Annotated in this window: 25 protein-coding genes; 14 read left to right on the forward strand and 11 right to left on the reverse strand. The window is 69.7% G+C overall.

Annotated features, from left to right (window positions below; translation table 11 throughout):
• Nucleotides 1-6 precede the first annotated feature (6 nt).
• Both ACIPR8_RS01770 and ACIPR8_RS01775 read right to left on the reverse strand, forming a co-directional pair.
• Nucleotides 7-657 carry a thiol:disulfide interchange protein DsbA/DsbL gene (locus tag ACIPR8_RS01770; protein ID WP_192287663.1) on the reverse strand — a complete coding sequence of 217 codons (651 nt, stop codon included), beginning with the start codon at nt 655-657 and terminating at the stop codon, nt 7-9.
• Between the two features lie 93 nt (nt 658-750).
• Nucleotides 751-1536 carry a c-type cytochrome gene (locus tag ACIPR8_RS01775; protein ID WP_132865638.1) on the reverse strand — a complete coding sequence of 262 codons (786 nt, stop codon included), beginning with the start codon at nt 1534-1536 and terminating at the stop codon, nt 751-753.
• A gap of 172 nt (nt 1537-1708) precedes the next feature.
• On the opposite strand from ACIPR8_RS01775, the gene yihA reads away from it, so the two are divergent.
• A complete protein-coding gene (yihA, locus tag ACIPR8_RS01780) occupies nt 1709-2344 on the forward strand; it encodes a ribosome biogenesis GTP-binding protein YihA/YsxC (protein ID WP_323439731.1) in 636 nt (211 codons plus the stop codon).
• 241 nt (nt 2345-2585) lie between these two features.
• On the opposite strand, the gene ACIPR8_RS01785 is transcribed toward yihA, so the two are convergent.
• The 3 genes from ACIPR8_RS01785 to ACIPR8_RS01795 all read right to left on the reverse strand — a co-directional run bounded on the left by ACIPR8_RS01785 (nt 2586) and on the right by ACIPR8_RS01795 (nt 5198).
• Nucleotides 2586-3563, reverse strand: coding sequence for an MBL fold metallo-hydrolase (locus ACIPR8_RS01785; protein ID WP_446539975.1), 978 nt, complete (start codon nt 3561-3563; stop codon nt 2586-2588).
• 99 nt (nt 3564-3662) lie between these two features.
• Nucleotides 3663-4496, reverse strand: a complete 834-nt coding sequence (locus tag ACIPR8_RS01790) for a helix-turn-helix domain-containing protein (RefSeq protein WP_446539976.1) — start codon at nt 4494-4496, stop codon at nt 3663-3665.
• 3 nt (nt 4497-4499) lie between these two features.
• A complete protein-coding gene (locus ACIPR8_RS01795) occupies nt 4500-5198 on the reverse strand; it encodes a VIT1/CCC1 transporter family protein (RefSeq protein WP_192287659.1) in 699 nt (232 codons plus the stop codon).
• Between the two features lie 238 nt (nt 5199-5436).
• Here ACIPR8_RS01795 and ACIPR8_RS01800 point away from each other — a divergent pair, with 238 nt between their 5' ends.
• A complete protein-coding gene (locus ACIPR8_RS01800; RefSeq protein ID WP_446539977.1) occupies nt 5437-6801 on the forward strand; it encodes a glutamate--cysteine ligase in 1365 nt (454 codons plus the stop codon).
• A 101-nt stretch (nt 6802-6902) separates the two neighbouring features.
• Here ACIPR8_RS01800 and ACIPR8_RS01805 read toward each other — a convergent pair whose 3' ends face one another.
• Together ACIPR8_RS01805 and ACIPR8_RS01810 are read right to left on the reverse strand one after the other, a co-directional pair.
• Nucleotides 6903-8357, reverse strand: coding sequence for an ATP-binding protein (locus ACIPR8_RS01805; protein WP_446539978.1), 1455 nt, complete (start codon nt 8355-8357; stop codon nt 6903-6905).
• On the reverse strand, nt 8354-9067 hold the full coding sequence (locus ACIPR8_RS01810; protein WP_132865631.1) for a response regulator: 714 nt from the start codon (nt 9065-9067) through the stop codon (nt 8354-8356). Before ACIPR8_RS01810 ends, ACIPR8_RS01805 begins: the two co-directional genes overlap by 4 nt.
• Before the next feature lie 124 nt (nt 9068-9191).
• On the opposite strand from ACIPR8_RS01810, the gene ACIPR8_RS01815 reads away from it, so the two are divergent.
• From ACIPR8_RS01815 to ACIPR8_RS01865, 11 genes are all read left to right on the forward strand, one after another.
• Nucleotides 9192-10247 carry a glycosyltransferase gene (locus ACIPR8_RS01815; RefSeq protein ID WP_446539979.1) on the forward strand — a complete coding sequence of 352 codons (1056 nt, stop codon included), beginning with the start codon at nt 9192-9194 and terminating at the stop codon, nt 10245-10247.
• Nucleotides 10244-11134, forward strand: a complete 891-nt coding sequence (locus ACIPR8_RS01820) for a sulfotransferase family protein (protein WP_446539980.1) — start codon at nt 10244-10246, stop codon at nt 11132-11134. The genes ACIPR8_RS01815 and ACIPR8_RS01820 overlap by 4 nt, the downstream gene beginning before the upstream one ends.
• A gap of 21 nt (nt 11135-11155) precedes the next feature.
• Nucleotides 11156-11515: a hypothetical protein gene (locus ACIPR8_RS01825; protein ID WP_446539981.1), complete on the forward strand. Its 360-nt coding sequence runs from the start codon at nt 11156-11158 to the stop codon at nt 11513-11515.
• Nucleotides 11516-11582: 67 nt separating this feature from the next.
• The gene (locus ACIPR8_RS01830; protein ID WP_446539982.1) at nt 11583-12221 is read left to right on the forward strand and encodes a glutathione S-transferase family protein; all 639 of its coding nucleotides are present in this window, start codon (nt 11583-11585) and stop codon (nt 12219-12221) included.
• 150 nt (nt 12222-12371) lie between these two features.
• The gene (locus ACIPR8_RS01835) at nt 12372-13952 is read left to right on the forward strand and encodes an AAA family ATPase (protein WP_446539983.1); all 1581 of its coding nucleotides are present in this window, start codon (nt 12372-12374) and stop codon (nt 13950-13952) included.
• 1 nt (nt 13953) lies between these two features.
• The gene (locus tag ACIPR8_RS01840; protein WP_446539984.1) at nt 13954-14946 is read left to right on the forward strand and encodes a hypothetical protein; all 993 of its coding nucleotides are present in this window, start codon (nt 13954-13956) and stop codon (nt 14944-14946) included.
• Complete coding sequence (locus tag ACIPR8_RS01845; protein ID WP_446539985.1) at nt 14943-16712, forward strand: hypothetical protein; 1770 nt, start codon at nt 14943-14945, stop codon at nt 16710-16712. The genes ACIPR8_RS01840 and ACIPR8_RS01845 overlap by 4 nt, the downstream gene beginning before the upstream one ends.
• Nucleotides 16713-16737: 25 nt before the next feature.
• The gene (locus ACIPR8_RS01850; protein ID WP_446539986.1) at nt 16738-17334 is read left to right on the forward strand and encodes a hypothetical protein; all 597 of its coding nucleotides are present in this window, start codon (nt 16738-16740) and stop codon (nt 17332-17334) included.
• The gene (locus ACIPR8_RS01855) at nt 17331-18680 is read left to right on the forward strand and encodes an AMP-binding protein (RefSeq protein ID WP_446539987.1); all 1350 of its coding nucleotides are present in this window, start codon (nt 17331-17333) and stop codon (nt 18678-18680) included. The genes ACIPR8_RS01850 and ACIPR8_RS01855 overlap by 4 nt, the downstream gene beginning before the upstream one ends.
• A complete protein-coding gene (gene pnuC / locus ACIPR8_RS01860) occupies nt 18677-19246 on the forward strand; it encodes a nicotinamide riboside transporter PnuC (RefSeq protein ID WP_313252213.1) in 570 nt (189 codons plus the stop codon). Before ACIPR8_RS01855 ends, pnuC begins: the two co-directional genes overlap by 4 nt.
• The gene (locus ACIPR8_RS01865; protein ID WP_446539988.1) at nt 19243-20298 is read left to right on the forward strand and encodes an AAA family ATPase; all 1056 of its coding nucleotides are present in this window, start codon (nt 19243-19245) and stop codon (nt 20296-20298) included. The genes pnuC and ACIPR8_RS01865 overlap by 4 nt, the downstream gene beginning before the upstream one ends.
• A 13-nt stretch (nt 20299-20311) precedes the next feature.
• Here the strand turns inward: ACIPR8_RS01865 and ACIPR8_RS01870 are convergent, their stop codons facing one another.
• From ACIPR8_RS01870 to ACIPR8_RS01885, 4 genes are all read right to left on the reverse strand, one after another.
• Entirely contained in the window at nt 20312-21673 is a 1362-nt protein-coding gene (locus ACIPR8_RS01870) for an aminotransferase-like domain-containing protein (RefSeq protein WP_446539989.1), read from the reverse strand.
• A gap of 195 nt (nt 21674-21868) precedes the next feature.
• Nucleotides 21869-22474 carry a DUF6436 domain-containing protein gene (locus ACIPR8_RS01875; protein WP_446539990.1) on the reverse strand — a complete coding sequence of 202 codons (606 nt, stop codon included), beginning with the start codon at nt 22472-22474 and terminating at the stop codon, nt 21869-21871.
• Nucleotides 22471-22734, reverse strand: coding sequence for a hypothetical protein (locus tag ACIPR8_RS01880; RefSeq protein ID WP_446539991.1), 264 nt, complete (start codon nt 22732-22734; stop codon nt 22471-22473). Before ACIPR8_RS01880 ends, ACIPR8_RS01875 begins: the two co-directional genes overlap by 4 nt.
• Nucleotides 22735-22804: 70 nt before the next feature.
• A complete protein-coding gene (locus ACIPR8_RS01885) occupies nt 22805-24217 on the reverse strand; it encodes an aminotransferase-like domain-containing protein (protein WP_446539992.1) in 1413 nt (470 codons plus the stop codon).
• A gap of 184 nt (nt 24218-24401) precedes the next feature.
• On the opposite strand from ACIPR8_RS01885, the gene cyoA reads away from it, so the two are divergent.
• Nucleotides 24402-25301 carry a ubiquinol oxidase subunit II gene (gene cyoA / locus ACIPR8_RS01890; RefSeq protein ID WP_446539993.1) on the forward strand — a complete coding sequence of 300 codons (900 nt, stop codon included), beginning with the start codon at nt 24402-24404 and terminating at the stop codon, nt 25299-25301.
• The last annotated feature ends 4 nt before the right edge of the window (nt 25302-25305 follow it).

The raw sequence follows: 25305 nt of genomic DNA on the forward strand, positions 1-25305 counted from the left end.
AATGTCTCAGCGGGCCCTGCCGCCGCCGGCGCGTTCGCGGGCGATCAGGGCGCTGGCGATGCGCAGCTGGTCATCGAAGGTCGCGCCCCGCACCAGGTACTTGCCGTTGACGATCAGCGCCGGGGTGCCCGGGACGCGTACGCGCTGGGCGAAGGTCCGGGCATTGCGGACCTTCTGCTCGACCGCCTCGCTGCGCAGGGCCTCGATGAAGCGGTCCGGCTGCACGCCGTAGCTGGCGTAGAAGTTGGCCAGTTCGCTGGGCGAGACATTCTGGACCGGCAGGCTGCGCTGCTCATGCAGGGCCTTGAACACGTCGGCATGGCTGCGCTTGAGCACGCCCACCTGCTCGGCGGCGTAGAAGGCGCGGGCGTAGGCATCCCAATAGCCGCCGAACGCGCCCGGTACCGGGGTGAAGCGCACGTCGGCCGGCAGCTTGGCGGCCCAGGCTTCCAGCTGCGGCTCGAAGTGGGCGCAATGCGGGCAGGTGTAGCCGAACACTTCGACCACCTCGATCTTGCCGGCCAGCGGCGCGAACGGGCCGGGCTGCTCGATCAGCTCGTAGTCCTGGCCCTCGACCGGGGTGGCATTGCTGGCCGCGCAGGCGGCCAGGGGGAGCAGGGCACACAACAGCAGGATCAGGCGGGGGAACAACGTCATGGGGGAGTCTCCAGTGGAAAAAGCGACGCCGACCTTGCGGCCGGCGTGTCTGCGTATCGTGCAGTTGCCGGGTCGCCGGAGCGACCGGCAGGGTCAGGGTTGCGAGGCGGCGGCAACCACCTTGGCGTCCGAAGCCCGATCATGCAGGCCCTGGATGTAGCTGGCCAGCGCCTGGATCTCCTGCTCGGTGAGCGCATGGCTGACCTGCTGCATGATCCTGAACTGGGCCGCGTCGGTTTCCTGGGTCTGGCCGGACTGGTAGCGCTGCAGGCGCTGGGCCACGTAGCCGGCGTGCTGGCCGCCGATATGCGGGTAGGCCGGGCCGGGATTGCCGGCACCGGTGGGGCCGTGGCAGGCCATGCAGGCCGGGATGTTGCGGCTGGCGTCGCCGCCGCGGTAGAGCTTCTGGCCGATCTCGAAGAACTTCATGCCGGCATACGGGCCCTCGGCGACGGCGGCATCGTCGGCCACGCCGGCACCGGGCTTCTGGGTGGCGAAGAACGCGCCGATGTCACGCATGTCCTGCGGGGTCAGGCCCTGCACGAAGGGCAGCATCGCCGCGACCGCGCCTTCGTTGCGCTGGCCGTTGGCGATCAGGGCCATTTCCTTGGCGATGTAGCGCTCGCTCTGGCCGGCCAGGCGGGGGTAGATCTCCACCGCGGAGTTGCCGTCGGCGCCATGGCAGGCGGCGCAGGTGGAGGCCTTGGCTTCGCCGGCCTTGGCGTCGCCGGGCTTGGTCTTGCTGAAATCGACCTCCAGCGAGGCGGTCTGCACCGGCGCGTTGTCCGGGACCGGGACGACCGAACTCTGGGCAAAGGCAACAGCGGCAATGACGGGAACGACTAACGCGGTAACGGCAAGAACACGAGCATGGCGCATGCGGAAGCTCCGTGTGGACCGGCCGGGCGGGGCTGTGCGCCGGCATCGGTCGGATTATCAACGCCGTTTTGCGGCAGGGTCAACGAAGCAGTGCAGCAAAAATGCCGGGGCAGGGCGGTGCTGCAGGGCAGCGTGAACCACGCGCGGCACCGCAACATGCGATCCTATGCGCATGTCACAGCTCATCGAACGCGCCCGTTACCTGCTCTCGGCCCACAATGCCCGGCAATTGCCGGACGACGAAGGGGCCGAAGTGGCTTTCGCCGGCCGCTCCAACGCCGGCAAGTCCAGCGCCCTCAACGCCCTGACCCGCCAGAACGCCCTGGCCCGCGTCTCCAAGACACCGGGCCGCACCCAGCAGCTGGTGTTCTTCCAGATCACGCCCGAGGCGCATCTGGTCGACCTGCCCGGCTACGGCTACGCCAAGGTGCCGCTGGAGCTGCAGGCGCACTGGCAGGCTTTCATCGACAAGTACTTCCGCACCCGCAATGCCCTGAAGGGGCTGGTGGTGGTGATGGACATCCGTCACCCGCTGAAGGAATACGACCTGCAGATGCTGGGTTACGCGGTGCAGCGCGGCTTGCCCGCGCACGCGCTGCTGACCAAGGCCGACAAGCTCGGCCGTGGCCAGCAGGGCCAGACACTGCAGAAGGTGCGCAAGGAGCTGCACGCCAAGTTCGGCGATACGGTCAGCGTGCAGGTGTTCTCCGGTGAGTCGAAGCAGGGCGTGGAAGAGGCCCGCACGATCATCGGTGGTTGGCTGGGGTTGAACCCGCCGGCCGAGGAAGCGCCGGTCCCGCAGGGCTGAGCCCTGCCCGGCACGTAGGCCATCGGCAGGGCCGCCGCCGCGCGGCCCGGTGCTGCCGGGTGGTGGTTTCCGCCAAGGCGCCCCTCCCCGGCCCTCCCCTTCGCTGCGCGAAAGGGAGGTGGCCGGTCATGTTCCTTCGCTGTGCGAAAGGAAGGGAGCCGGTCATGCCCTTCGTCGTGCGGAAGGTAACGGGCCGGTCATGGCCCTCGCCGTACGGAAGCGAGGGGGCAGGGACGTTCTGTCATGGCGTCAGCGGCGAGAACTCGGCCGGTACCCAGGCGTAGGCCTCGCCTTCACGGCGGACGTGGCCCAGGCCCGGGAAAGGCAGGTGCGCACCGGCGACCCACCATCCCTTGTCGGCGGCCTCGGCCAGCATGCGACGGCGGCTGGCGATGGCCGCTTCGGGATTGCTGTCCGCCTCGAAGGACACGTCGGGGCGGGCGAACTGCACGGCATGGAAATGCACCAGATCGCCCCACACCAGCAGTTGCTGGCCGTTGCCTGCGTCCACGTTGTAGGAGGTGTGGCCGGGCGTATGACCGTGGCTGTCCAGTGCGCTGATACCGGCGGGCAGAGTATCGGCCGGTACGAAGCGATGCAGGCGGCCGCTGGCCGCGTACGGGGCGACGGCCTTGCGGGCGAGCGGGAACGCGGCCTGCACGCGCTTCGGTGCGGCGGTCTCGCTGGCTGGGTCCAGCCAGTAGTCGGCATCGGCGCGTGACAGCCAGACCGTGGCGGTCGGATAGGCCGGTTTGCCGTCGGCGTCGAGCAGCCCGCACATATGGTCCGGGTGCGCGTGGGTCAGCAGTACCTCATCGACTTCGGCCGGGTCGTAACCGGCGGCGCGCAGATTGCCCAGTACCTGGCCCAGCCCCGGGCCGAAGCATTGGGCGGTGCCGGTGTCGATCAGCGTGAGGTGATTGCCGTTCTGGATCAGGAAGGCATTGACCGCCGTCTGCAGGCCCTGATCATTCTCCGGGACGTAGCGGTGGTCCAGCAGTCGGGTGACGGTCGCGGTGTCCACGCCGGCCATTTCCTGTCGGCCCAGCGCCACGATGCCGTCGAACAGCGCGGTGATCCGCAGCGAGCCGATTGTTTGGTGATAGACGCCCGGGACCTGTCGGTCGGGGGTGTGCGTGGTGCCGGCCTGGGCGCTGCCGGCGCAGGTGGCGGCCAATAACAGGAGAGCTGTCAGTGAGCGCTTTGAACGTGGGGACATGCAGGTTTCATCCGTTTGCGGCGGCGCCGCGGTGTCTGCATGGTGCGTCGGTTGCGGCGAGCGTTCCGCTCAGAATGGTGCGCGAACCGCTCGTGGTGCTCAGTCGTTGCCGATGTCTGCCGGTTCCATGCCGTAGCGGTCGACGAAGCGCTTGTTGAAGCTGGCCAGTGAGCTGTAGCCGGAGCGTGCGGCCACCGTCTTGAGCGGCAGCCGGGTGGTGTAAAGCAGCTGCATGGCATGGGCCAGACGGGCATCGACGACCAGCTCGCGCAGTCCGAATTTTTCCATTGCCAGACGTCGCCGCAGGGTGGCGCCGCTGATGCCGAGATGCTGTTCAAAATCGCGCGACTGCCAGTCGCGTTCCGGTTGTGCGGCGACCAGATCGCGGATGCGTTCGCCCAGGCCGGGTTCGGGGGGGATCAGCAGGCCGCCCAGACCGCGCCGGCACAGGGTCAGGGTGAAGGTGGCCAGCGCCGAGCGGGCCTCGCTGTAACGGGCTTCGCGCAATGCCTGCCGCCATTGCAGCAGGATCGGGGCGTGTTCGTGCAGCGGCTGTACGGCCAGCGCCTGCCCGGGTTCGGGCAGCGGTTCGTTCCACAACATCCGCGCGGCGCTGAGTACATCGGGACAGAACGGCACGATGGCGCTCACATACCTGCCGGTGTCGGGGTCGGGACTGTTGACCACGTCGAAGCGGCAGCGGCGGGTGACCACGAACAGATCCCCCGGCCCCAGATCCAGCGACTGCTGGGTGGTACGGACCTGCTTGCGCCCCTGCAGCAGGATGGCGAACTGCGGCTGTGGAATCTCCACCGAGCTGGCACCGTGTTCGCGTCGGGCGGTGATGCAGGCGTAGCCATTGGCGAACTGGCAGTCGGCCAACGAGGCAAACTGGGCCAGCACCTGGGTGGCATGGTCGGCGGGCAGGTTCATGGCTTAGACCGCAGTATTGAACAACTGACCGATGCCGGCGGCTGCGGACATAGCCAACGCACCCCAGAACATCACCCGCAAGGCACCGCGCAGCACGGGTGCGCCGCCGGCCTGCGCGGCCAGTGCGCCGGTGATGCTCAACCCGACCAGGGTAGCCGCGGTGGTGATCGGTGCCACGTGCGCATGCGGGGCCAACACCGTGGTCAGCACCGGCAGGGCCGCGCCGGCGATGAAGGCGCCGGCCGAAGCCAACGCGGCCTGCAGCGGGCGGGCGCGCAGTTCCTCGGTGATGCCCAGTTCGTCGCGGGCATGCGCGGCCAGCGCGTCGTGCGCGGTGAGCTGCTCGGCGACCTGCTGGGCCAGTTCCGGCGACAGGCCGCGCTGGCGGTAGATCATCGCCAGCTCCTGCAGTTCGCTGTGCGGGTCCTCGTGCAGCTCGCGGCGCTCCACCGCCAGGTCGGCGTGTTCGGTGTCGGCCTGGGACTGCACCGAGACATACTCGCCGGCGGCCATCGACATCGCGCCGGCAACCGTGCCGGCCACGCCGGTGGCCAGCACGGTGGAGGCCGGGGCGCCGCTGGCGGCGATGCCGACCACCAGGCCGGCGACCGAGACGATGCCGTCGTTGGCGCCCAGCACGGCGGCACGCAGCCAGCCGACGCGGTCGGAACGGTGGATTTCGCGATGCGGGGTGCGGGTCATGCCGGGCAGTGTAGGACGCATGGCCCGGGGCCAGCGGAATCAAACGCGTTATCAGCTGCATGCCACGCCGGCGGCGCGTCCGGGGCGCCGGCAGGGGCCGGTCAAGCCGTTGCCGGTGGGATGCTGAAAACCGCCACGGTGACCGGTGGATAACGGGCTCCGCGATATAGTGCGCACTTGTGATGCCGGGGCCGGGTCCCCACATCCCCGCCCAGAACAGAACCTTGCGAGCCTGCCCTTGTCGAGCCCCAGCCACGTCGCCGATACCCCCATCACTGACCGCGACCAACTGGTCCAGAGCATTGCTTCCGGCGAAAAGCCCAAGGCGCAATGGCGGATCGGCACCGAGCACGAGAAGTTCGGCTTCCGGCTGGATGACCTGCGCCCGCCGACCTTCGACGGTGACCGCGGCATCGAGGCACTGCTGACCGGCTTGACCCGTTTTGGCTGGGAGCCGGTGCTGGAGAACGGCCGCACCATCGCGCTGCTGCGCGACGGCGCGTCGGTGTCGCTGGAACCGGCCGGGCAGCTGGAGTTGTCCGGCGCGGCCCTGGAGACCCTGCACCAGACCTGCGTGGAAACCGGCACGCATCTCAACGAGGTGGCGCAGGTGGCCGGCGAGATGCAGCTGGGCTTCCTGGGCATGGGTTTCCAGCCCAAGTGGACGCGCGCGGACATGCCGTGGATGCCCAAGGGCCGCTACCAGATCATGAAAAGCTACATGCCCAAGGTCGGCTCGCTCGGCCTGGACATGATGACCCGCACCTGCACGGTGCAGGTCAACCTGGACTACGCCAGCGAAGCGGACATGGTGAAGAAGTTCCGCGTGTCGCTGGCGCTGCAGCCGATCGCCACCGCGCTGTTCGCCGATTCGCCGTTCACCGAGGGCAAGCCCAACGGCTACCTGAGCTACCGCTCCCACATCTGGACCGACACCGACGCCGACCGCACCGGCATGCTCGACTTCGTGTTCGAGGACGGTTTCGGCTACGAGCGTTACGTGGACTACCTGCTCGACGTGCCGATGTACTTCTCCTACCGCGACGGCATCTACCACGATGCCAGCGGGCAGAGCTTCCGCGACTTCCTGCAGGGCCGGCTGCCGGTGCTGCCGGGCGCGTTGCCGACCCTGCGCGACTGGTCGGACCACATGACCACCGCGTTCCCGGAAGTGCGGCTGAAGAAGTACCTGGAGATGCGTGGCGCCGACAGCGGTCCGTGGAGCCGCATCTGCGCGCTGCCGGCGTTCTGGGTGGGGCTGCTGTACGACCAGACCGCGCTGGACGCGGCCTGGGACCTGGTCAAGGATTTCAGCCTGGCCGAGCGCCACGCGCTGCGTGACGGCGTGCCGAAGCACGCGATGCACCTGCCGTTCCGCGACGGTACGGTGCGTGACCTGGCGCGCCGCGCACTGGAGATCTCGCGCGACGGCCTGCGCCGTCGTGCCGCGCTCAACGGCGATGGCCAGGATGAAACCCGTTTCCTCGATGTGCTGCAGGAAATCGTGGATTCCGGCAAGACCGCGGCCGAGCGCAAGCTGGAACTGTTCCATGGGGCATGGAACGGCAACATCGACCCGGTGTTCACGACCTTCGCCTATTGAGCCGGCGCGGGGCGCAATCCGCTTCCCGCCGCCGCTCCGTTCCGACCGTTGCCGGTGCAGCCCTGCCTTCCCGTGCACGGCTGAGCGCGGGGGTGGGCGGCTCAGCCGTTGGCCAGGTCCGGCGACAGGCAGGGCAGGCTCAGCGTCGCCCGCAGCCCACCATCGTCGCGATTGCGCAGGCGCAGGGTGCCGCCGTGGTCGAGCACCACGCTGTGCGCCACCGACAGGCCCAGGCCGATGCCGCCGGTATCGCGGTTGCGCGATTCCTCGCCGCGCGCGAACGGCAGGAACAACTCGTCCTCGCGCGCGGGGTCGATGCCGGGGCCATCATCGTCCACGTCCAGCACCACGTTGCAGCCCTCGCGCTGCAGGCGCAGCCGCGCGTGCTGGCCGTACTTGAGGGCGTTGTCGATCAGGTTGGACAGGGCGCGGCGCAACGCCAGCGGGTCGCCGCTGACCAGCGCCGGCTCGGAGGCGGTGACGGTGACATCGTGGCCGGTGTCGGCCAGGTCACCGGCCACGCTTTCCACCAGCGAGGCGAAGTCCAGGCGGCTGCGTGGGCCGCGCTGTGACTGCCCGTGCAGGAAATCCAGCGCGGCGGTGATCATGGTGTTCATCTCGGCGATGTCGGCGCTGGCCTTGTCGCGGGCCTCGTCCGGCAGCGCATGCAGGCGGAACGACAACCGCGCCAACGGCGTGCGCAGGTCGTGCGCGATCGCGCCGATGGTGCGGGTGCGTTCGTCCAGCAGGCGGTTGATGCGGGCCTGCATGGCATTGAACGAATCGGCGGCGCGGGCCAGCTCGGCCGGGCCGCTGCGGTCCAGCGGCGGCGCGCCGGGATGGCTGCCGAGCCGGTCGGCGGCCTGGGCGAAGCGGCGGATCGGTGCCGACAGCGCGCGCGAGAACCACCAGGCCAACGGCAGCATCACCGCCGCACCGAGCAGGAACAGCACCAGCACGTGGCGCGCCACGCTGGGCAGCGCGCCGGGCATGCGGTGGGTCACGCTGCGCCAATGCCCATCCGGCTTGCGCACCGCCACGAAGAAGTCGCCGAACAGCGGCGCGTTGGCGCGACGGATGTCGTCGGGCGAGGGCGGCTGCCGCGGGGTTTGGCCGGCCGCCGGTGGCGGGCGGTCGTCCGGATCGAAACCCGGGCCGGGCCCGGGGCCATGCCCTGGCGGGCGGGTCGGATCGAACGGGCGTTGCCATTGGCGGCTCTGGCGCAGGACGTCCACCGGTACCGGCAGGCGCATGCCGCGGCAGTAGTGCAGGGCATCCACGTCGACGTTCATCCAGCCGGCCAGGCGCCGGCCCATGAACCAGTCTTCCTGCTGGCCATCCGGGCAGGCCGGGCGTTGCGCGCTGTCGGTGACGGTCAGCCGGCTGTTGGTGGGGGGCAACTGGCTGGACAGCAGCGCCACCACCTCGGACAGCGGCACGCCTACCGGCCGCACCGGCGGCCGGGTCAGCAACAGCCCGAAGCCCAGCGCGAGCGCCACCAGCAGCGCGCCCAGCAGCAGCAGGAAGGTGCGGGCGAAGATCGGCAGGGGCTTCACAAACGGCGGACCGTGGGCAGCAGCAGGTAGCCTTCGTTGCGGACGGTGCGGATCAGTTCCGGGTGGCCGCGCTCGTTGAGCTTGCGGCGCAGGCGGCTGATCTGGCTGTCGATGGCGCGGTCGTAGACCTCGCAGTCCTGGCCGCGGGCCTGGGTGAGCAACTGGTCGCGGCTGAGCACCCGCTGGGGATGCTCGACGAAGCTGCGCAGCAGGGTGAACTCACCGTCGGACAGCGAGATGTAGGTGCCCTCCGGGTCACGCAGGTCACGGTGCAGGGCATCCAGCCGCCAGCCGCCGAATTCGTAGATCGGGTGCGGCGCCGAGGAGGTCGGCTCCACGCTGGTCTGCGCCCGCCGCAGCAGGGCGCGGATGCGCGCCAGCAGCTCGCGCGGGTTGCAGGGCTTGGACAGGTAATCGTCGGCGCCGACTTCCAGGCCGATGATGCGGTCGGTGTCGCTGCCCAGCGCGCTGAGCATGATCACCGGCGGCGGGTTGCGTTCGCTGGTCAGCTGGCGCACGGCGCTGAGGCCGTCCTCGCCGGGCATCATCACGTCCAGCACGATCAGGTCGGGGCGCTGGTCGCGCACAGCCAGCCGCAGCTGGGCGGCGTTCTCGGCGGTGGCGACGTGGAAGCCGTGCTGGGCAAGGAAATCGGCGATCAGGCGGCGCAGGTCCGGATCATCGTCGACCACCAGGATATGGCTGGACATGGGGTTCCTTCAGCGAAGGGAAGAGTGCCGGCATCCGCGCCGGTATGGCGGACCGCCGATCATAGCGCCGCTCTTTGTCAATGCTTGTCAGTGCTTGTGGCCGGTGCCAGGGGCGGGCCATCGCATGGCCATCGGGGGTGCGCAGACTGCGTCCTCTTTTCGCCGGGTGCAGTCGATGGGGCTTCCGCAAGTACGCCTGATCAGCCGTGAGAACGGGGTGGGCCTGAGCCGGGACCTGGACCTGATGGCGGGCCTGCTGGCCGGGCAGGCCCGGGTCGAGCGGCTGGGCATCGGCGGGCGCAGCCGCATGCGGCTGCAGGAGCTGGGCCTGTGGGGCCGGCGGCTGATGCACGGCAAGGCGCCGCTGCAGCTGTTCGCCGAGCGGGTCTACCGCCGTTGCCTGCCGCTGGCCGAACGCAACCTGCTGGTGCCCAACCCGGAATGGTTCCTGGAGCGCTGGCTGCCACTACTGCCGGCCTTCGACGCGGTGCTGTGCAAGACCCGCCATGCCGAACGCATCTTCCACGCGCTGGGCTGCGACGCACGCTACATCGGCTTCACCAGCCCGGACCGGATGCAGGCGGCGGTGCCACGCCAGCGGGTGTTCCTGCACCTGGCCGGGCGCAGTTCGGCCAAGGGTACGCAGGCGCTGCTGGCCACCTGGCAGCGGCATCCGCATTGGCCACTGCTGGTGGTGGTGCAGCACCCGAAGATCGCCACGGCCAAGGTGGTGGCGGCGAACATCGACCACCGCATCGCCTACCTCGACGATGCCGCGTTGCAGGCCCTGCAGAACCAGTGCCTGTTCCATGTGTGCCCGTCCGAGACCGAGGGCTTCGGCCACTACCTGATGGAGGGGCTGAGCGTGGGGGCGGTGGTGCTGACGACTGACGCCGAGCCGATGGCCGAACTGGTGGCGGCGCAGCGTGGCATCCACATCCCGGTGGCGGGCAGCCGGACCGACGGACTGGCGCGCCGCTACTTCGTCGACGGCGAAGGCATCGCCGCGGCGGTCGAGCAGGCACTGGCCCTGGACGCGGCGGCGCTGGCGCGGCTCTCGCACGCCGCGCGCAGCTACTACCTGTGCAATGACCAGGCCTTCGCCCGGCGCTTCCAGCGTGAGGTCCTGGCCTGGACGCGCAGTGCCGCGGCGCTGCCGTTGGCCGAGGTCGAGCGATGAGCGCGGCCGTGCCGGGCCGGTGCTTCGTGGTGGGGTGTCCGCGCTCGGGCACCACCTTGCTGCAGCACCTGCTGGCCACCCAGGCGCAGGTGGTGTCGTTGCCTGAAACGCATTTCGTGCAGCGGCTGCTGCGTAGCGAGGACCACCGGAGGCAGGCGCGCGCGGCAGGGCCGCCGTGGCGCCAGCTGCAGCAGCTGCGCCGCCGCTGCCAGGCCGGCCTGGGCTGGGTGCCGCGCCACCAGGTGCAGCGGGCATGGCAAGGCATCCCGGAGCTGGCCTGTCCGATCGACACCAGGGCGCGCTGGCAGCCGGCGAAACGGCAGCTGCAGGCGTTCGTGGCCGCGCTCGATGCGTACTGCGCGCGGCACGGCGCCGGTGCGTGGCTGGAGAAGACGCCTGACCACCTGTTCTACCTGGCGCAGATCCAGCGCCACGTCGCCGGCGCGCGGGTGATCCACCTGGTGCGGGATGGCGCGGAAGTGGTGGCGTCGCTGCATGCCGCCGCACACCGCTATCGGCCATGGCGACCGTTCCTCGACCTGGACCTGGCGGTGGACCGCTGGAACCGCGCGCTGCAGGAAAGCCTGCGCTGGCAGGGACATCCCGCCCACCTGCTGCTGCGTTACGAACACGTGCTGCAGGCACCGGGCCCCACGCTGGCGCGCCTGCGTGCCTTCCTTGGCCTGCCCGGCGACGCGGCCGCACTGCGGCACCCGTCGCACGGCCTGCCGCTGGTACGCGCCGACGAACCGTGGAAGCGTGATGCCACCGGCCCGCTGCGCGATCACCGCAAGTTCGAGCAGATGTTCACCCCACGGCAGCAGGCCCGCATCCGCGCACGCCTGCTGCCGCTTCCCGGCGCGTTGCAGCACGCTGCGGCCGCCTAGCCCACAACGGAGACAACAACGATGAAGCCAATGGAAACCCTGCGCGGGCATGCACCGGCCACCGCCGCGCTGCTCGGGCTGGCGCTGGTGGCCGGTGCCTGGATGAACGATGCCAACGCCAGCGCGCCGGACCAGGCACCGCCGGGCGAACACCGCGAGCCGCCACCGGGTGCGCCGCACCCCGGGCATCGGCCGCGGGATCCGGCATTCACCCAGGCGCTGGAGGAATGCGCCACCGCACTCGGGATCACGCTGCCCAAGCCCGGTGACACGGGCGGCAAGCCGCCGGCACCGCCGCAGGGCCATGACCGCGAGGCCATGGACGCCTGCCTGAAGGACAAGGGCGTGCAGCCGCCACCCCCGCCGCCGCCGCGCGACTGAGATGCCCGCCGCGGCGGATGCACAGGCCCGGCGCTAGACTCCGCATTCCTTTCGCGGAGCAACCGGCATGGGCAACAGCAGCGACGAGATTGTCTTCTACACCAACCCGATGTCGCGCGGGCGCATCGTGCGCTGGATGCTGGAGGAGGTGGGCCAGCCCTACCAGGCCGAGGTGCTGAGCTTTGGCGACAGCATCAAGGCCCCGGCCTACCTGGCGATCAACCCGATGGGCAAGGTGCCGGCCATCGTCCATCGGGGCGTGGTGGTGACCGAGGCCGCGGCCATCTGCGCCTATCTGGCCGATGCCTTCCCACAGGCCGGGTTGGCCCCGGCCAATGACGATCCACTGCGTGGCAGCTACCTGCGTTGGCTGTTCTTCGCCGCTGGCCCGGTGGAGGCGGCCGTCAGCGCCAAGGCACTGGGCCTGCTGGCACCGGCCGAGCGGTCGGGCATGGTGGGCTATGGCAGCTTCGAGCAGGTGGTCGACACGCTGGAGCAGGTGGCGGCCGATGCGCGGCCGTGGTTGCTCGGCGAGCAGTTCAGCGCGGCCGATGTCTACGTGGGCAGCCAGATCCTGTGGGGGCAGATGTTCAAGACCCTGCCCGAGCGCGCGGCCTTCGCCGAGTACGGTCAGCGCCTGCGCGAGCGCGCGGCGTGGCAGCGTGCGACGGCGCTGGATGATGCCCTGATCCCGCCGCGCGGGTGAGGCGCGGGTGACGCGTGGCGGTGCCGCGCGGGAGCGGGAATGCCTCGCCGGGCAGGGCTCGGCGCTGGCAGGCAGCCTGCCGTGCAGGACATGACCGGCGGATCATTGCGGCCACGCTAGAATCCGGGCACGTTGTCGAAGGGATGCCCGGTGTCGCCATTCAACCTGTTCCAGCGCCTGTCGCAGGCGCCCACCAACCCCCGCGCCGAGCCGGTCGCGCGCAGTTTCGACGTGGCCGAGCTGTACGAAGGGCCGGTGCAGTTGCAGGACCCCGGCGAGGCCGCGCCGTTGGCGCTGGATGAGAAGCTGCGCCAGGCGTACTTCTGGATCGTCAACAACGCCATCATCAGCCCGCACTACGACATCGAGTACCACGATGGCCCGTCGGCGAGCTTCAGCGTCGGCGATACCCGCCGTACCCTGACCCTGCCCTCGGCGCAGAGCTACTCCAGCTACGTGCTGCTGCCGCTGCTGACCTTCGCCACGCGGCGCAAATGCCTGTTCGTCGGTGGCCCCGGCCGTGGCAAGACCGCCAGCGCGATCCTGATGGGCGTGCTGGCCGGCTACCCGGTGCGCGAGGTGCGCCGCGCCATGCAGCATGGCCATCCGCAGATGACCATCGCCGACCTGCTCGGCAACCCCTTGCCGGCGGACCTGGTGGCGGCGCAGGACATGGGCCAGATCCGCATCGCCTGGCGCAACTGGCTGGGCATGCGGGTCAAGATCATCGACGAGTACAACCGCATCCCGACCCGCACCCAGAGCGCGCTGCTGACGGTGATGGGCGACAACTACGCCGAGATCCTCAACCAGGTCTACGAATGCCCGGAATCGGCGTGGTACCTGACCGCCAACGACGACCGCGGCGGCGGCACCTACCAGGTGATCGAGGCGCTGCGCGACCGCATCGACGTGGTGGTGCAGGCGCTGGCGTTCAACCCGCGCTTCCTGGACGAGATGCTGCTGCGCATCGAGCAGAACCTGCGGCCGGAGGAACTGGTACCGCGCGAGATCATCTTCAGCGAGGCCGAGTCCGAGCAGATGATGGTGCAGATCCGCGCGGTGGACGTGCCCGACGACGTGCGCCGCCGCATCGAGTTCTTCAGCAGCCAGTTCGAGCTGATGGAGACCGCCGGCGCGCAGTTCGAGTACCTGACCAAGGACACCGTGCGCCTGGCCGGCACCGACTGGGCGCAGGCCACCGCCGCTGACAGCGGCCGCGACCGCATGAAGGACCTGGGCTGCCAGACCCGCAACGGCTTGTCGGTGCGCAACCTGGGCACGCTGCTGGTGTACGCCAAGGCGCTGGCGTGGTTCCGCGGCAACCAGGCGGTGGCGCTGGACGACGTGCGCCAGGTGCTGCCGTTCGTGCTCAACGACAAGCTGCAGCCCGACCTGGACGCACCGTTCTTCGCGCTGCCGGAGAACGCGGCCTACCGCAGTGACCGGCTGAGCTGGCTGCGCTGGCTGCTGGATGCCTCCAACGCCGAGTACGACCGCCTGGACCTGGACCGCAACGACCCGGTCGGGGAGTTGTCCGCGCAGTTCGCCCGCGGGCTGGACGGCGTGACCGAGCGCGAGACGCGCGCATGCCTGACCCGCATCGAGCGGTTGGTCGAGGAGCGGGTGAAGGGGCGCAAGCTGTACGGCCATCTCTACGACGACCTGCTCAAGCTCAAGTACCTGCACCAGCGCTACACCAATTACCTGCACTGGCTGCGGGCACGCTGAGATGGTGTCGTCGGTACTGGCCGGTGTACTGGCCGCGCGGCGCAGCCTGTTCAACCAGCGCGTGGCTGAGGCACGGCACCGCTGGCCCGGCTTCGATACGGCGGCCTTGTCGGCCTTCATCACCCAGACGCTGGACCCGGTGTGCGTGGCGGTCGCGCAGGTTGATGCGGCGGCCACGTTGGTGGTGGCCGAGACCGGCTTCGACGTCGGGCTGGAACTGGTCGCGCAAGGGCTGGCCGGCCCGGCCGCGCGCCTGCCGTGGGTGGACGCGGCCTGGCAGCAACTGGCCATGCCGGCGGCGGCGCTGATTGCCCGCGAGCCGCTGCAGGTGCTGGGCGCGTTGAGCAATGCGGTGGTGCGGATGGACAACGTGCCCGGCGTGCGCGTGCCGGAATGGATCGCCGCGATGCAGCCGCTGGCCGCGCGCTGCACCTCGGGCGCGCAACTGCGCGCTGTCGGCGCGCTGTGCGCCTGGCAGGCGGGCATGGTGCAGCTGCGCGAGGCGGCTTTGGCGCAATCGGCGCAGCTGCCCGATGACCTGGTGACCGAGGCCCTGGGCGTCGCAGGCGGGCAGGTGGACGCGGTGCGCCAACAGCTGCAGCGGGAGCGCTGGTGGAACCCGCGCACGCAGGCGATGGAGGCGCAGGGACAACTGCTGGGCGGTTTCACCGGCCTGGGCGGCCCGTTCGCCGCGCCGCCGGAACTGCGCGCCTGCGCGCTGGGCTTCATCGCGCGCAGTGGTGAGCGTCACCACCTGTTGCTGGCCGATGCCTTCGGCGCCGTGGTGCTGCCCGCCAGTGCGGCGGAGTTCGCCGCGGCCAGTGCGACGCCGGTACGGGCTGCGGTGGTGGATGCGCAGGGCGTGCAGGTCGGCGCACGCCACGTGCGGTTTGCGGCACCCGACGAAGGCCTGCAGCTGGTGGCAGGGCCGGCCGGCATCGCGATCCATTCGCCGTACTCGCATCACGTGCGCGTGGTGCCGGAGGTCGCGTGAATTCGCCTGATCACGACGCATTGCTGGCCGCTTGGCGTACCGCCTGGCCGCAGGCGCTGGCCGACTGGAGCCGGTTCACCCGGCTGCAGGATCCACGGTTGTGCGATTCCAGCGTGGACGCCGCCGCCGAAGGCCTGACCGGCAGCTTCGCGATGATCCGGCTGGCCGACCAGCGCGTGGTGATCGACCTGCCGCGCGTCCAGCAGCTCGGCTTGCAGGCGTTTGCCCGCGAGATCCTCGCCCACGAGATCGGCCACCACGTCCTGGCGCCGGCCACCGCCACCGACCATGCCCGCCTGCTGGCGCGCATCCATCGCGCGTTGCCGACGCTGGAGGCGCATGCGCCGATGGTGGCCAACCTCTACACCGACCTGCTGATCAACGACCGCCTGCAGCGGCAGTGCGGCCTGCGCATGGCCGGGGTCTACCAGCGCCTGGCGGCGGGCGCACAGGGCAGCACCCCGCTGTGGACCCTGTACATGGGCATCTACGAGCAGCTGTGGCAGCAGCCGGCCGGCAGCCTGGGTGGGCCGGTGGACGATGCGGCCCTGCGCGGCGATGCCTGGCTCGGCGCGCGGGTGATCCGCACCTATGCGAACGAATGGATGATCGGCGCTGGCCGCTTTTCGGCGTTGCTGCTGCCCTACCTGCTGGAGACGGTGAGCGACGCGCGCGTGGATGCGTTGATGGATACCCGCAACGCCGGGCGTGGCAGCCAGCCGTCCGGGTTGGACCGACTGGAGGAAGACGAGCTGGAACCGCCCGTGCACCCGGCGCACGACCCGCGCATCACCGGCGAGGCATCGGACGCCGCTGCCCCGGCCGAGCCCGAAGCCGAGCAGGCCACCGCGCACAGCGTGGGCCAGGCGCGCGAGCCGTTCGAGTATGGCGAGATCCTGCGCGCGGCGGGGCTGGAGCTGGACCCCAGCCAGTTGGCGATCCGTTACTACCGCGAACGTGCGTTGCCACACCTGATCCGCTTCCCGGTCCGTGCACAGCCCCAGGCGATGGAACCGGAGATGGAAGGCCTGGAGCCGTGGGAGCCGGGCGACCCGCTCGATGCGGTGGACTGGCTGCAGACACTGATGCAGTCGCCCCGGGTGGTGCCCGGCGTGACCACGGTGCGGCGCGTCTATGGCGGTGCTCCCGGCAACGAGCCGGCGGCCGAGCCGATCGACCTGGACCTGTACGTGGACAGCTCCGGCTCGATGCCCAACCCGCAGCAGGTAACGTCGTGGCTGACCCTGGCCGGCGCGGTGATCGCGCTGTCGGCGCTGCGCGCGGGTGCACGGGTGCAGGTGACCTTGTGGAGTGGCAAGCACCAGTATCTGCACACCGAGGGCTTCGTCCGCGACGAGAATGCGATCCTGGAGGTGCTGGTCGGCTATTTCGGCGGCGCCACGGCCTTCCCGATCCATCGCCTGCGCGATACCTACGCGCAACGCAGCCGCACCGGGCGCGCCGTGCACATCCTGCATATCTCCGACGACGGCATCACCACGATGTTCGAGGACGACGAACGTGGCAACAGCGGCTGGGACGTGGCCGCGCAGGCGCTGCGCGCGGGCCGCGCCGGCGGCACGATGGCACTGAACCTGTACAGCCCGTTGCCCGATCACCTGGCCGGTGCCAAGGGCTGGACCGCCGACCTGCTGCGCGCCCGCGACGCCGGCTGGGACATCCATGTGGTGCGCGACATGGCCGATCTGCTGGCCTTCGCCCGCGATTTCAGCCGCCGTCACTACCAGCAGGAGGCGCGGCGATGAGCCGGCAGATAGGAAACCTGTTTTCATGCCTGACATGCCCATGACCACCGGCCCGTCGCTCGACGTCCTGTTGCGTCGCCTGCTCGACACGCCTCCGGACTTCCTCGACCCGCCACGGCGCGGCCGCGAAGGGCAGCTGCACGTTGCCGCCGTGGTCAACGACGTGCTGGCGATGCACGGCACGGCGATGGCATCGTCGCTGCGTGTGACCTTGTCGGGCGGATTGCAGGGGGTCAACGCGAACCAGTTGAGCCTGTCGGCGGTGATGGCGTGGTTGCTGGCCGATGCGACGTGGCAGTCGTTCGATCGCGACGGCGAACAGTTGCAGGCGTTGTTCAGCGAGGCGGTGCCGGCGCTGGCGGCCGAGGCGGCGGCGACACGGTACGTGCTGGAGCCGGACCGGCGCGAGGAACTGGCACGTACCACCATCGCGCGGCTGGGCCTGTTGCCCGCCGGCGAAACCGCGGCACAGGCGGCCGACCGGCTGGCCAGCGTCAGCGGGGTGGAGCGGCGCCGCCTGCTCGCCGCCAGCCGCGCCGCCGAAGCGCGTGCACGTGCCATCCGTGAAGCCCTGGCGCGCAAGGCGGCCGAGGAATCGGCGGACAAGTGGACGCGCGAGTGAGCCAGGCGCCCACCGATGCCGAGCGCTACCCGACCCTGAGCGAGGAGGGCCGGCGCCTGCTGCAGCGGATGCGTGAGCATCCGGCCGCGCCGATCTTCCGCAACCAGAGCGGCAACCGCTTGTTGGCCGAGGAGGTGACGCAGCTGCGTGCCTATGAGCAGCAGGTGGTGACGGCACGGTTTGAATGGCAGCCCGGTGTGCCGCCGCCGTGGTTGGCGGGCTTCCTCGACGCGGTGCATGCACAGGTGCCGTACTTCCGTGCGCGCGGCCGTGGCACGGCGTTCGAGGCGCTGCCGACCACCGACCGGGGCGACCTGGCCGCCGACATCGCCCGCTTCGTGCCCGACCCGGTGCCGCTGGAGCGGATGATGAACTTCCGTACCACCGGCACCACCGGCCATCCGTTGGTGCTGCCGTCGCACCCGGTGGTGGCCGCGCGTTACCTGGCCTACCACAAGCGTGCGCTGGCCCGGTCCGGCATCGGCCTGCAGCATGGGCGCGGGCAGATGGGGGTGATGCTGCTGGGCATGCAGCAACGCTGCTTCACCTATGTGTCGGTGACGCCGACGATGGATGAGTCGGGGCTGGCCAAGATCAACCTGCACCCCAACGATTGGCGCGACGTGGACGACCGCGCGCGCTATATTGACCAGATGCAGCCGGAAGTGATCGCCGGCGACCCGATCTCCTTCGCCACCCTGCTCCAATTGCCACTCTCGCACCGCCCGCGCGTGCTGCTGTCGGTGTCGATGGCCTTGTCGACCGGCCTGCGCACTGCGCTTGAAGCGCGCTTCGGTTGCCCGGTGCTGGACCTGTACTCGATGAATGAAGCCGGCCCGCTGGCGGTGCACGACGATGCCTATGGTGGCCATGTGCTGCTGCAGCCGGGCATGTACGTGGAAGTGGTGGATGCGGCGGGCCGGGCACTGCCGGCCGGGCAGGAAGGCGAGATCACCCTGACCGGTGGTTTCAACTTCTGCCTGCCGCTGCTGCGCTACCGCACCGGCGACCGCGGCGCACTGGCGATGGCCGGCGAGGTGCCGATGATCGTCGGCCTGCAGGGCCGGCGCCCGGTGCGCTACCTCACTGCCAACGGCCGCTGGATCAACAACATCGACGTGAGCCACGCGCTGGCCCCGTTGCCGCTGTCGCGTTACCGCGTGCACCAGCACGCCGATGCCGGCATCACCCTGCACCTGCCGGTGGCAGAAGCCGGGTTGGCCGACGATGCCGTCGCCCGCCTGCAACAGGCCCTGGACGGACGCGCCGTGCAGGTGCAGCGGCTGCATGCCGAGGACAAGCTGCTGCAATACACCACTGACTTACCGGAAGGCTTCACCGCATGACCGTTCTTGAAATCGCCGCCAACGTGATGGCCGCCGCTTCGATCCTGCTGGCCGCGCGCAACAGCGTGCACACCTGGTGGACCGGCATCGTCGGCTGCTCGTTGTTCGGCCTGTTGTTCTGGCACACCCAGTTGTACGCCGACGTGCTGCTGCAGGTGTTCTTCGTCGTGGCCAGCCTGTTCGGCTGGTGGAACTGGCATGCCAGCGCCAGCCATGCCGCGCTGCCGATCCAGCGCACGCGGCTGCGCAGCTTTGCGCTGATGAGCGTGGCCGCGGTGCTGGCCGCACTGGCCTACGGCACGCTGCTGCACCGTTTTACCGACGCCTATGCGCCGTTCGCCGACTCGGCGGTGCTGTGCCTGTCGGTGCTGGCGCAGCTGCTGTTGATGCAGCGGCGGGTGGAAACCTGGCCAGTGTGGATACTGGTCAACAGCATCGCCGTGCCGCTGTACGCCTCGCGCGGCTTGAGCCTCACCTCGGTGCTGTATGCCGCGTACTGGATCAACGCCTGGCTGGCGTGGCGGCATTGGCACCGGCTGTGGCGGGCACAGGAAGCGCGCGCGTGAAGCTGCATCGCGTGGGGCTGGTGGTGGGCAAGTTCTGCCCGCTGCACCGCGGCCACCAGGTGCTGCTGGACCATGCGCAGGCCGCCTGCGAGCGGCTGGTCGTGGTCAGCTACACCCGGCCCGAGTTCGATGGCCTGTGGCCGGCGCGGCGCGAGCAGTGGTTGCGCAATCTGTATCCGCAGGCACAGCACTGGGTGCTGGATGACGCGCGGCTGGCCGCGCTCTGCCAACGACGCGGCGTGCCGGTGCGGGCGCTGCCGCACAACGACGAGGACGATGCGACGCACCGTCATTTCGTGGCCTGGCTGCTGCACGAGATCGTACGTAGCGACGTCGATGCGGTGTTCACCAGCGAGGCCTACGGGCCGGGCTTCGCCGCGGTGTTGTCGCAGGAGCAGCAACAGCGCGGTGGGCGCGCGGTCGTGCATGTCGCGGTGGACCCGGCGCGCGTGCGCGTGCCCACCTCGGGCACCGCGATCCGCCGTGACCTGCACGCGCACCGGCAGCTGCTGGCGCCGCAGGTGTACGGCGACTTCGTGCGTCGGGTGGTGCTGCTGGGCGGGGAATCCACCGGCAAGTCGACGCTGGCCATCCATCTGGCCCAGCGCTGCGGCAGCGTGCATGCCGCCGAGTACGGCCGCGAGCTGTGGGAAGCGCAGGGTGGCGTATTGCAGGAGGCGGACCTGCTGCGGATCGCGCACACCCAGGTGGCGCGTGAAACGCAATTGCTGGCCGATGCGCGGCGTTGGCTGGTCTGCGATACCTCGCCGTTGACCACGTTGCTGTATGCGCAGGCGATGTTCGACCGTGCTGAGCCGGCACTGGTGGCGCTGGCCACGCACCGCTATGACCTGGTGTTGCTGTGCGGGCCGGACGTGCCGTTCGTGCAGGATGGCACCCGCCGTGACCCGGCATTTCGGCAGTGGCAACACGATTGGTATGTGCGCGAGCTGGGCGCACGCGGCGTGCCCTACCAGACCTTGCACGGGGACTGGCAGGCGCGCACGCAGGCCGCCTGGCAGGCATTGCAGCTGGCCGACGCGGTGGCCTGAGGGGGCGTGCGTTTCAGCCCTGCGGGCGTGCCGGGGCGGTGTCGGTGAGCAGTTGGTTGATGCGGCGCAGGGCACTTTCCAGTTGGCGGCGGTCCGACGCCAGCCCGAGGGAGAGCCGCACACCATCGTGCAGGGGCTGGTCCACGGTACTGAAAGTGGACGACGGAGAGACCGCCAGGCTCTGCAGCTGCGCGGCATGTGCGAACGCGGTGTCGGTCCACGGCGGCGGCATCGTGCACCAGGCATGCAGGCCGCCGACCTGCGCACGCAGGTACGGGCTGAGCAGGTGATCGGCCAGGCGAGCGCGCTCGCGTGCCTCGGCCAGGGCCTGCGCCAGTAGCGCCTGCGCCGAGCCGTCCAGCAGCAGCTGGCTGGCCAGCGCCATGCCGAACGGCTGGCCCATCAGGCACAGTGCCCGCAGCACGCGCGCCAGCGTCTCGGCGTGCGCGGCCGACGGGCAATGCACGAAAGCGGTGCGCAGGCCGGGGCTGATCGCCTTGGACAAGGTGGAGACGTAGTGCACGTGCGCCGGTGCGAACGCGGCGATCGGCGCCGGCTTGCTGGCATCGTGGTGCCAGTACGGGTCGTCCTCGATGGCGAGCAGGTCGTGTTGCTGCAGCACGCGCGCCAGTTCGGCGCGACGCAGCGGCGGGATGGTCAGCGCGGTCGGGTTGTTGCAGGTCGGGTTGAAGTACACCAGCCGAGCGCCGTGCAACCGCGCGGCACGCTCCAGCTGGTCCGGGCGCATGCCGTCGGCATCGGCGTCGACCGCGATCAGGCGGCGCCCGAGCGAGTCGGCCAACTGCAGCAAACCGGGATAGACCAACCGGTCGCACAGTAGCGCGTCACCTTCGCGGGTCTGGCTGACCAGCAGCGCGGCCAGCGCGAACTGCGCGCCTTCGGCGACCACCAGCCGGGCGTCATCCACCTTGCCCAGCATCGGCTGCAGCCAGCCGGTCGCCGCGTGCAGGTCGGTGCGGCTGCCGCCGGTGGGGTGGTAGGTCATCAGGTTGGGCGCGTTGCTGCGTGCGAGCACGGCGGCGGCACCGCGGCGCAGCGCATCGCTCAGTGCGGCCGCATCCGGTACCGGCGGCACGTTCATGCTCATGTCCACCGGCTGCCCGAAGGCGGCCTTGGGTGGGGCGATGAAACTGCCCTGCGGCCCGCGTGCCTCGATCAATCCGCGGCGGCGTGCTTCATCGAAGGCGCGCGTGACCGTGGTCAGGTCGATGCCCAACTGCTTGGCCAATGCACGCTGCGAGGGCAGGCGATGCCCGGGTGCCAGCTCGCCGGTGTTCACGGTGCGCTCGATCGTATCGACGATGCGCAGGTAGATCGGCCCGTTGCTGGCCAGCGCGTTGTCGATCCAGGTCATCGCGCACCTTCGTGGAAGCGGGGCAGGGCTGCGACAAACGGTCGCGCCATGTAGGGAGGATGTCGTGCCCTATCGTTTACCTCAGCGGCGGGCGCCTGCTCACAACCATCGGTCGGTTGGAGTGGGTGCCCGCTGTTCTTCGTGGACGTGCGACGGCGCCGCGCACCGAGGGCGAAGGGAAGGCACATGGCGCTGTCAGGGCGTGGTTTGCCAGCGGCAATAGCAACCGACGGCGAGCAGGCCGCGCGGGCGCACGGGCTTGCCGGCGACCAGCTTGTCCAGGATCGGCTCGACGAAGCTATTGGCCGAGTTGCACACCATGCCGATGCTGTACGGGCCGGCGTAGGCGAGGTGGCCGTCGCGGTCCCAGATCGCCACCGCCGGGCTGGCCGGGATCTGCTCCACGCCGGCGAGGGTGGGCAGTTCCTGCAGGCGGCCCTTGAGGTAGTCGGGCAGTTCACCGGTGGTGCGGGGGCGGCGCACTGCGTAGAAGTCGATGCCGGCGCGGCGGTACATGCTGATCAGGTAGCTCAGGTGCGCACCGGTTTCGCGGTTGCAGACCGTGCACGCCGGGTCCCAGAAATGCACCACGCGGATACGGCCATTGGCACCGGCCAGTTGCGGCGGCAGCTGCAACTGCGCGTCGTCGAACACGATGGCCTGCTCGGCGAAGCTGGCCTGTTCGCTGAAGCCGAAGTACTGCCACAGCGCCACGCCCACGCCGAACATGAAGACACAGGCCGCGGCGATCAGCAGGCGCATGCCACGGCGACGCGCGGGCGTCGCGGCAGGGGTGTTCACGACGCAGCGCCTGCGCCGAACTTGTGCTCGTACTGCTTGACCATTTCCCGGCACGAATCGGCCTGGGCACGGCGGTAGATCTCGGTGCGGTCAGGCGCGCGGCTGCGCTCCCAGCACCGGGTGATGGCGGCCCGTTCGGCGGCCTGCACGCCGGCGGTCTGCGGACGGGTGCAGACATAGGCCAGCGAGGCCAGCGCCACGCCGACGAAGCCGGCGCAGCCGAACATGACCAGGTGGAATTTCAGCTTGTCCCGACGCATAACGAAGCACACGCATTTCCATACAAGAATTCGAATGTATCATTTTTGTATGGATATGATCGGGGAGGCGCTAGACGATGGCCTGCGTTCGCGTCTCAGGCGCAGTCGAGATGATCTCGGTCAGGCGGGTCAACGCCGCGGCCAGGCTGGGCTGGTCGACTGCCCCGCCCAGCGACAGGCGGATCGCGTTGCCGGCCTGCTCCTCGATGCTGAATGCCTCCGAGCTGGCGATGCCCAGGCCTTGGGCCTGCGCGGTCTGGATCAGCCGGTACTGGTCCAGCCGCGCGGGCAGCGGTAGCCACAGGTGCAGGCCGGCCGGATGCGCCTGGTAGGGCGTGGGCAGGAGGCGTGCGGCGATCTGCTGGCGCTGGCGCAGCTCCTGCTGGAAGCGGCGGACCATCTCGTCGGCCTGGCCGCTGCGGATCCAGTGCGAGGCCACCGCCACCATCGACTGGGTCGGCATCAGCGCGATCGAACGCAACGCGTCGAGCACCGGTTCCATCGGCTCGCCCGGCGGCACCACCAGATAGGCCGTGCGCAGGCCCGGCGCCAGGCACTTGGACAGGGTGGAGACGTAGTAGACCGGCGCCTGCGGGCTGCTGTCGACGGCCAGCGGCGCGGCGGCATCGCCGGCCAGCAGCCAGTACGGGTCGTCCTCGATGACGGCCACGCCGTACCGGCGGGCCACCGCCAGCAGGGCGCTGCGGCGGCCTTGGGACATGGTCGCCGTGGTCGGGTTCTGGATGGTGGGGATCAGGTAGACCAGGCTCGGCTTGCGCTGCTGGCAGGCTGCTTCCAGTGCCTCCGGCAGCATGCCTTCGGCGTCCATGGCGATCGGCGCGATGCCCCGCTGCAGCACGCGTGCGGCGGCCAGCAGGCCGGGGTAGGTCAGTTGTTCGGCGGCGATCACGTCGCCGGGTTGGCTCTTGGCCAGCAGGATCGCGCACAGCGCGGCCTGCGCGCCGGGGCAGATCACCACCCGCTCCGGGGCGACGTTGCCCAGCATCGGGGCCAGCCAGTGCACGGCCGCAGCACGGTCTTCGCGCGAGCCGGCGCCGACGTGGTAGCTCATCAGCTCGCCCTGGCCCAACTGCTGGCTGAGCTGCTGGAAGCCGCGCTCCATGCCCTGCGCGAACGGGCCGCTGCCCAGCAGCGGCGGGATGTTCATGCTCAGGTCGACCGAGGTGGTGCCGTCGCCGGCGGACAGGGCGATGAAGGTGCCGCCGGCGCCCTGTGCGTCGAGCAGTTCGGACTGGCGCAGCTCGGCGTAGGCGCGGGTCACGGTGGTCAGGTCGACCCCCATCTGCTGGGCCAGGTCGCGTTGTGGTGGCAGCCGGTCACCCGGCTGCAGCACGCCGTCGTCGACCGCGGCGCGGACCTGCTGGGCGATCTGCAGGTACAGCGGGCCGGCGCCCTCGGTGAATGGGCGGACCCAGGTCCGGTTCGGCTTTTTCAGGCGTCGGCCAGTGGCTTGCGGCTGCATCGGGAGGCACCTTCCATGCATTGTATGTGCATCAAGCCATACAATGATGTATCTTGTATGGACTTGACTGGAGCGGACTTCCTTTTGTAGGTGCCGCCGTAGGGACAGTGTAGCCGCTCCGCGCTCGCGTGCCGGGCGCCGGACGTCCCCGGTCAATCAGCTCCTTCAACCGGGTCGACCTTCAATGAATATCTGCTGGAAACGCATCCGCCCAGCGCTGGCCGCTTTGGCATGCGTGGGATTGGCTGGCTGCAACTGGGTGTTACTGGATTCCAAGGGGGACGTGGGCCTGGCCCAGCGTGACCTGATCCTGATCTGCATCGGCCTGATGCTGATCGTGGTGATCCCCGCCATCGTGCTGACCTTCGTGTTCGCCTGGCGCTACCGCGCGGGTAACACTTCCGCCCGCTACATGCCCGACTGGTCGCACTCGACCAAGGTGGAAGTGGTGGTGTGGGGCGTGCCGCTGATCATCATCGCGGTGTTGGCTGCCATCGTATGGAAGTCCACCCACGACCTCGATCCCTACAAGCCGCTGGACATCCCCGGCGAGCCGCTGCACGTGGAAGTGATCGCCACCGACTGGAAGTGGGTGTTCGTCTACCCGGACCTGGGCATCGCCACGGTCAACCAGCTCAACTTCCCGGTCAAGCGCCAGCTGGCGTTCGACATCACCTCCAACTCGACGATGAACACCTTCTTCATCCCACAGCTGGGCGGGCAGATCTACGCGATGGCCGGCATGCGCACGCAGCTGCACCTGGTGGCCAACGAACCGGGTGAGTTCCGCGGCATGTCCGGCAATTACAGCGGCCACGGCTTCTCCAACATGAAGTTCACCGCCACCGCGATGACGGACCCGCAGTTCGATGCGTGGGTCGCCGAGGTGCGCAGCGCACCGGAGCAGCTCAGCTTCGATGCGTTCAAGCAGTTGGCCGCACCCAGCCGCAAGGAGCCGGTGCGTCACTTCGCCTCGGTCGAACCGCTGCTGTTCAAGAAGGTCATCGACCAGTTCATCGGCGTGGGTGAGAACACCGCGGCCAGTTCGGGCCATCACGCAGAAACACAGGCCTCGCAGGAGTAATGAG

The sequence above is a fragment of the Stenotrophomonas sp. LARHCG68 genome (assembly GCF_052871705.1).

Bases quoted from the DNA above. Each gene is read 5' to 3' on its own strand.
- ACIPR8_RS01770 (WP_192287663.1), bottom strand. From the start codon at position 657: ATGACGTTGTTCCCCCGCCTGATCCTGCTGTTGTGTGCCCTGCTCCCC.
- ACIPR8_RS01870 (WP_446539989.1), bottom strand. From the start codon at position 21,673: ATGACCTGGATCGACAACGCGCTGGCCAGCAACGGGCCGATCTACCTG.
- ACIPR8_RS01830 (WP_446539982.1), top strand. From the start codon at position 11,583: ATGGGCAACAGCAGCGACGAGATTGTCTTCTACACCAACCCGATGTCG.
- ACIPR8_RS01775 (WP_132865638.1), bottom strand. From the start codon at position 1,536: ATGCGCCATGCTCGTGTTCTTGCCGTTACCGCGTTAGTCGTTCCCGTC.
- ACIPR8_RS01840 (WP_446539984.1), top strand. From the start codon at position 13,954: ATGGTGTCGTCGGTACTGGCCGGTGTACTGGCCGCGCGGCGCAGCCTG.
- pnuC (WP_313252213.1), top strand. From the start codon at position 18,677: ATGACCGTTCTTGAAATCGCCGCCAACGTGATGGCCGCCGCTTCGATC.
- ACIPR8_RS01825 (WP_446539981.1), top strand. From the start codon at position 11,156: ATGAAGCCAATGGAAACCCTGCGCGGGCATGCACCGGCCACCGCCGCG.
- ACIPR8_RS01790 (WP_446539976.1), bottom strand. From the start codon at position 4,496: ATGAACCTGCCCGCCGACCATGCCACCCAGGTGCTGGCCCAGTTTGCC.
- ACIPR8_RS01810 (WP_132865631.1), bottom strand. From the start codon at position 9,067: ATGTCCAGCCATATCCTGGTGGTCGACGATGATCCGGACCTGCGCCGC.
- ACIPR8_RS01820 (WP_446539980.1), top strand. From the start codon at position 10,244: ATGAGCGCGGCCGTGCCGGGCCGGTGCTTCGTGGTGGGGTGTCCGCGC.
- yihA (WP_323439731.1), top strand. From the start codon at position 1,709: ATGTCACAGCTCATCGAACGCGCCCGTTACCTGCTCTCGGCCCACAAT.
- ACIPR8_RS01815 (WP_446539979.1), top strand. From the start codon at position 9,192: ATGGCCATCGGGGGTGCGCAGACTGCGTCCTCTTTTCGCCGGGTGCAG.
- ACIPR8_RS01850 (WP_446539986.1), top strand. From the start codon at position 16,738: ATGCCTGACATGCCCATGACCACCGGCCCGTCGCTCGACGTCCTGTTG.
- ACIPR8_RS01785 (WP_446539975.1), bottom strand. From the start codon at position 3,563: ATGTCCCCACGTTCAAAGCGCTCACTGACAGCTCTCCTGTTATTGGCC.
- ACIPR8_RS01880 (WP_446539991.1), bottom strand. From the start codon at position 22,734: ATGCGTCGGGACAAGCTGAAATTCCACCTGGTCATGTTCGGCTGCGCC.
- cyoA (WP_446539993.1), top strand. From the start codon at position 24,402: ATGAATATCTGCTGGAAACGCATCCGCCCAGCGCTGGCCGCTTTGGCA.
- ACIPR8_RS01795 (WP_192287659.1), bottom strand. From the start codon at position 5,198: ATGACCCGCACCCCGCATCGCGAAATCCACCGTTCCGACCGCGTCGGC.
- ACIPR8_RS01885 (WP_446539992.1), bottom strand. From the start codon at position 24,217: ATGCAGCCGCAAGCCACTGGCCGACGCCTGAAAAAGCCGAACCGGACC.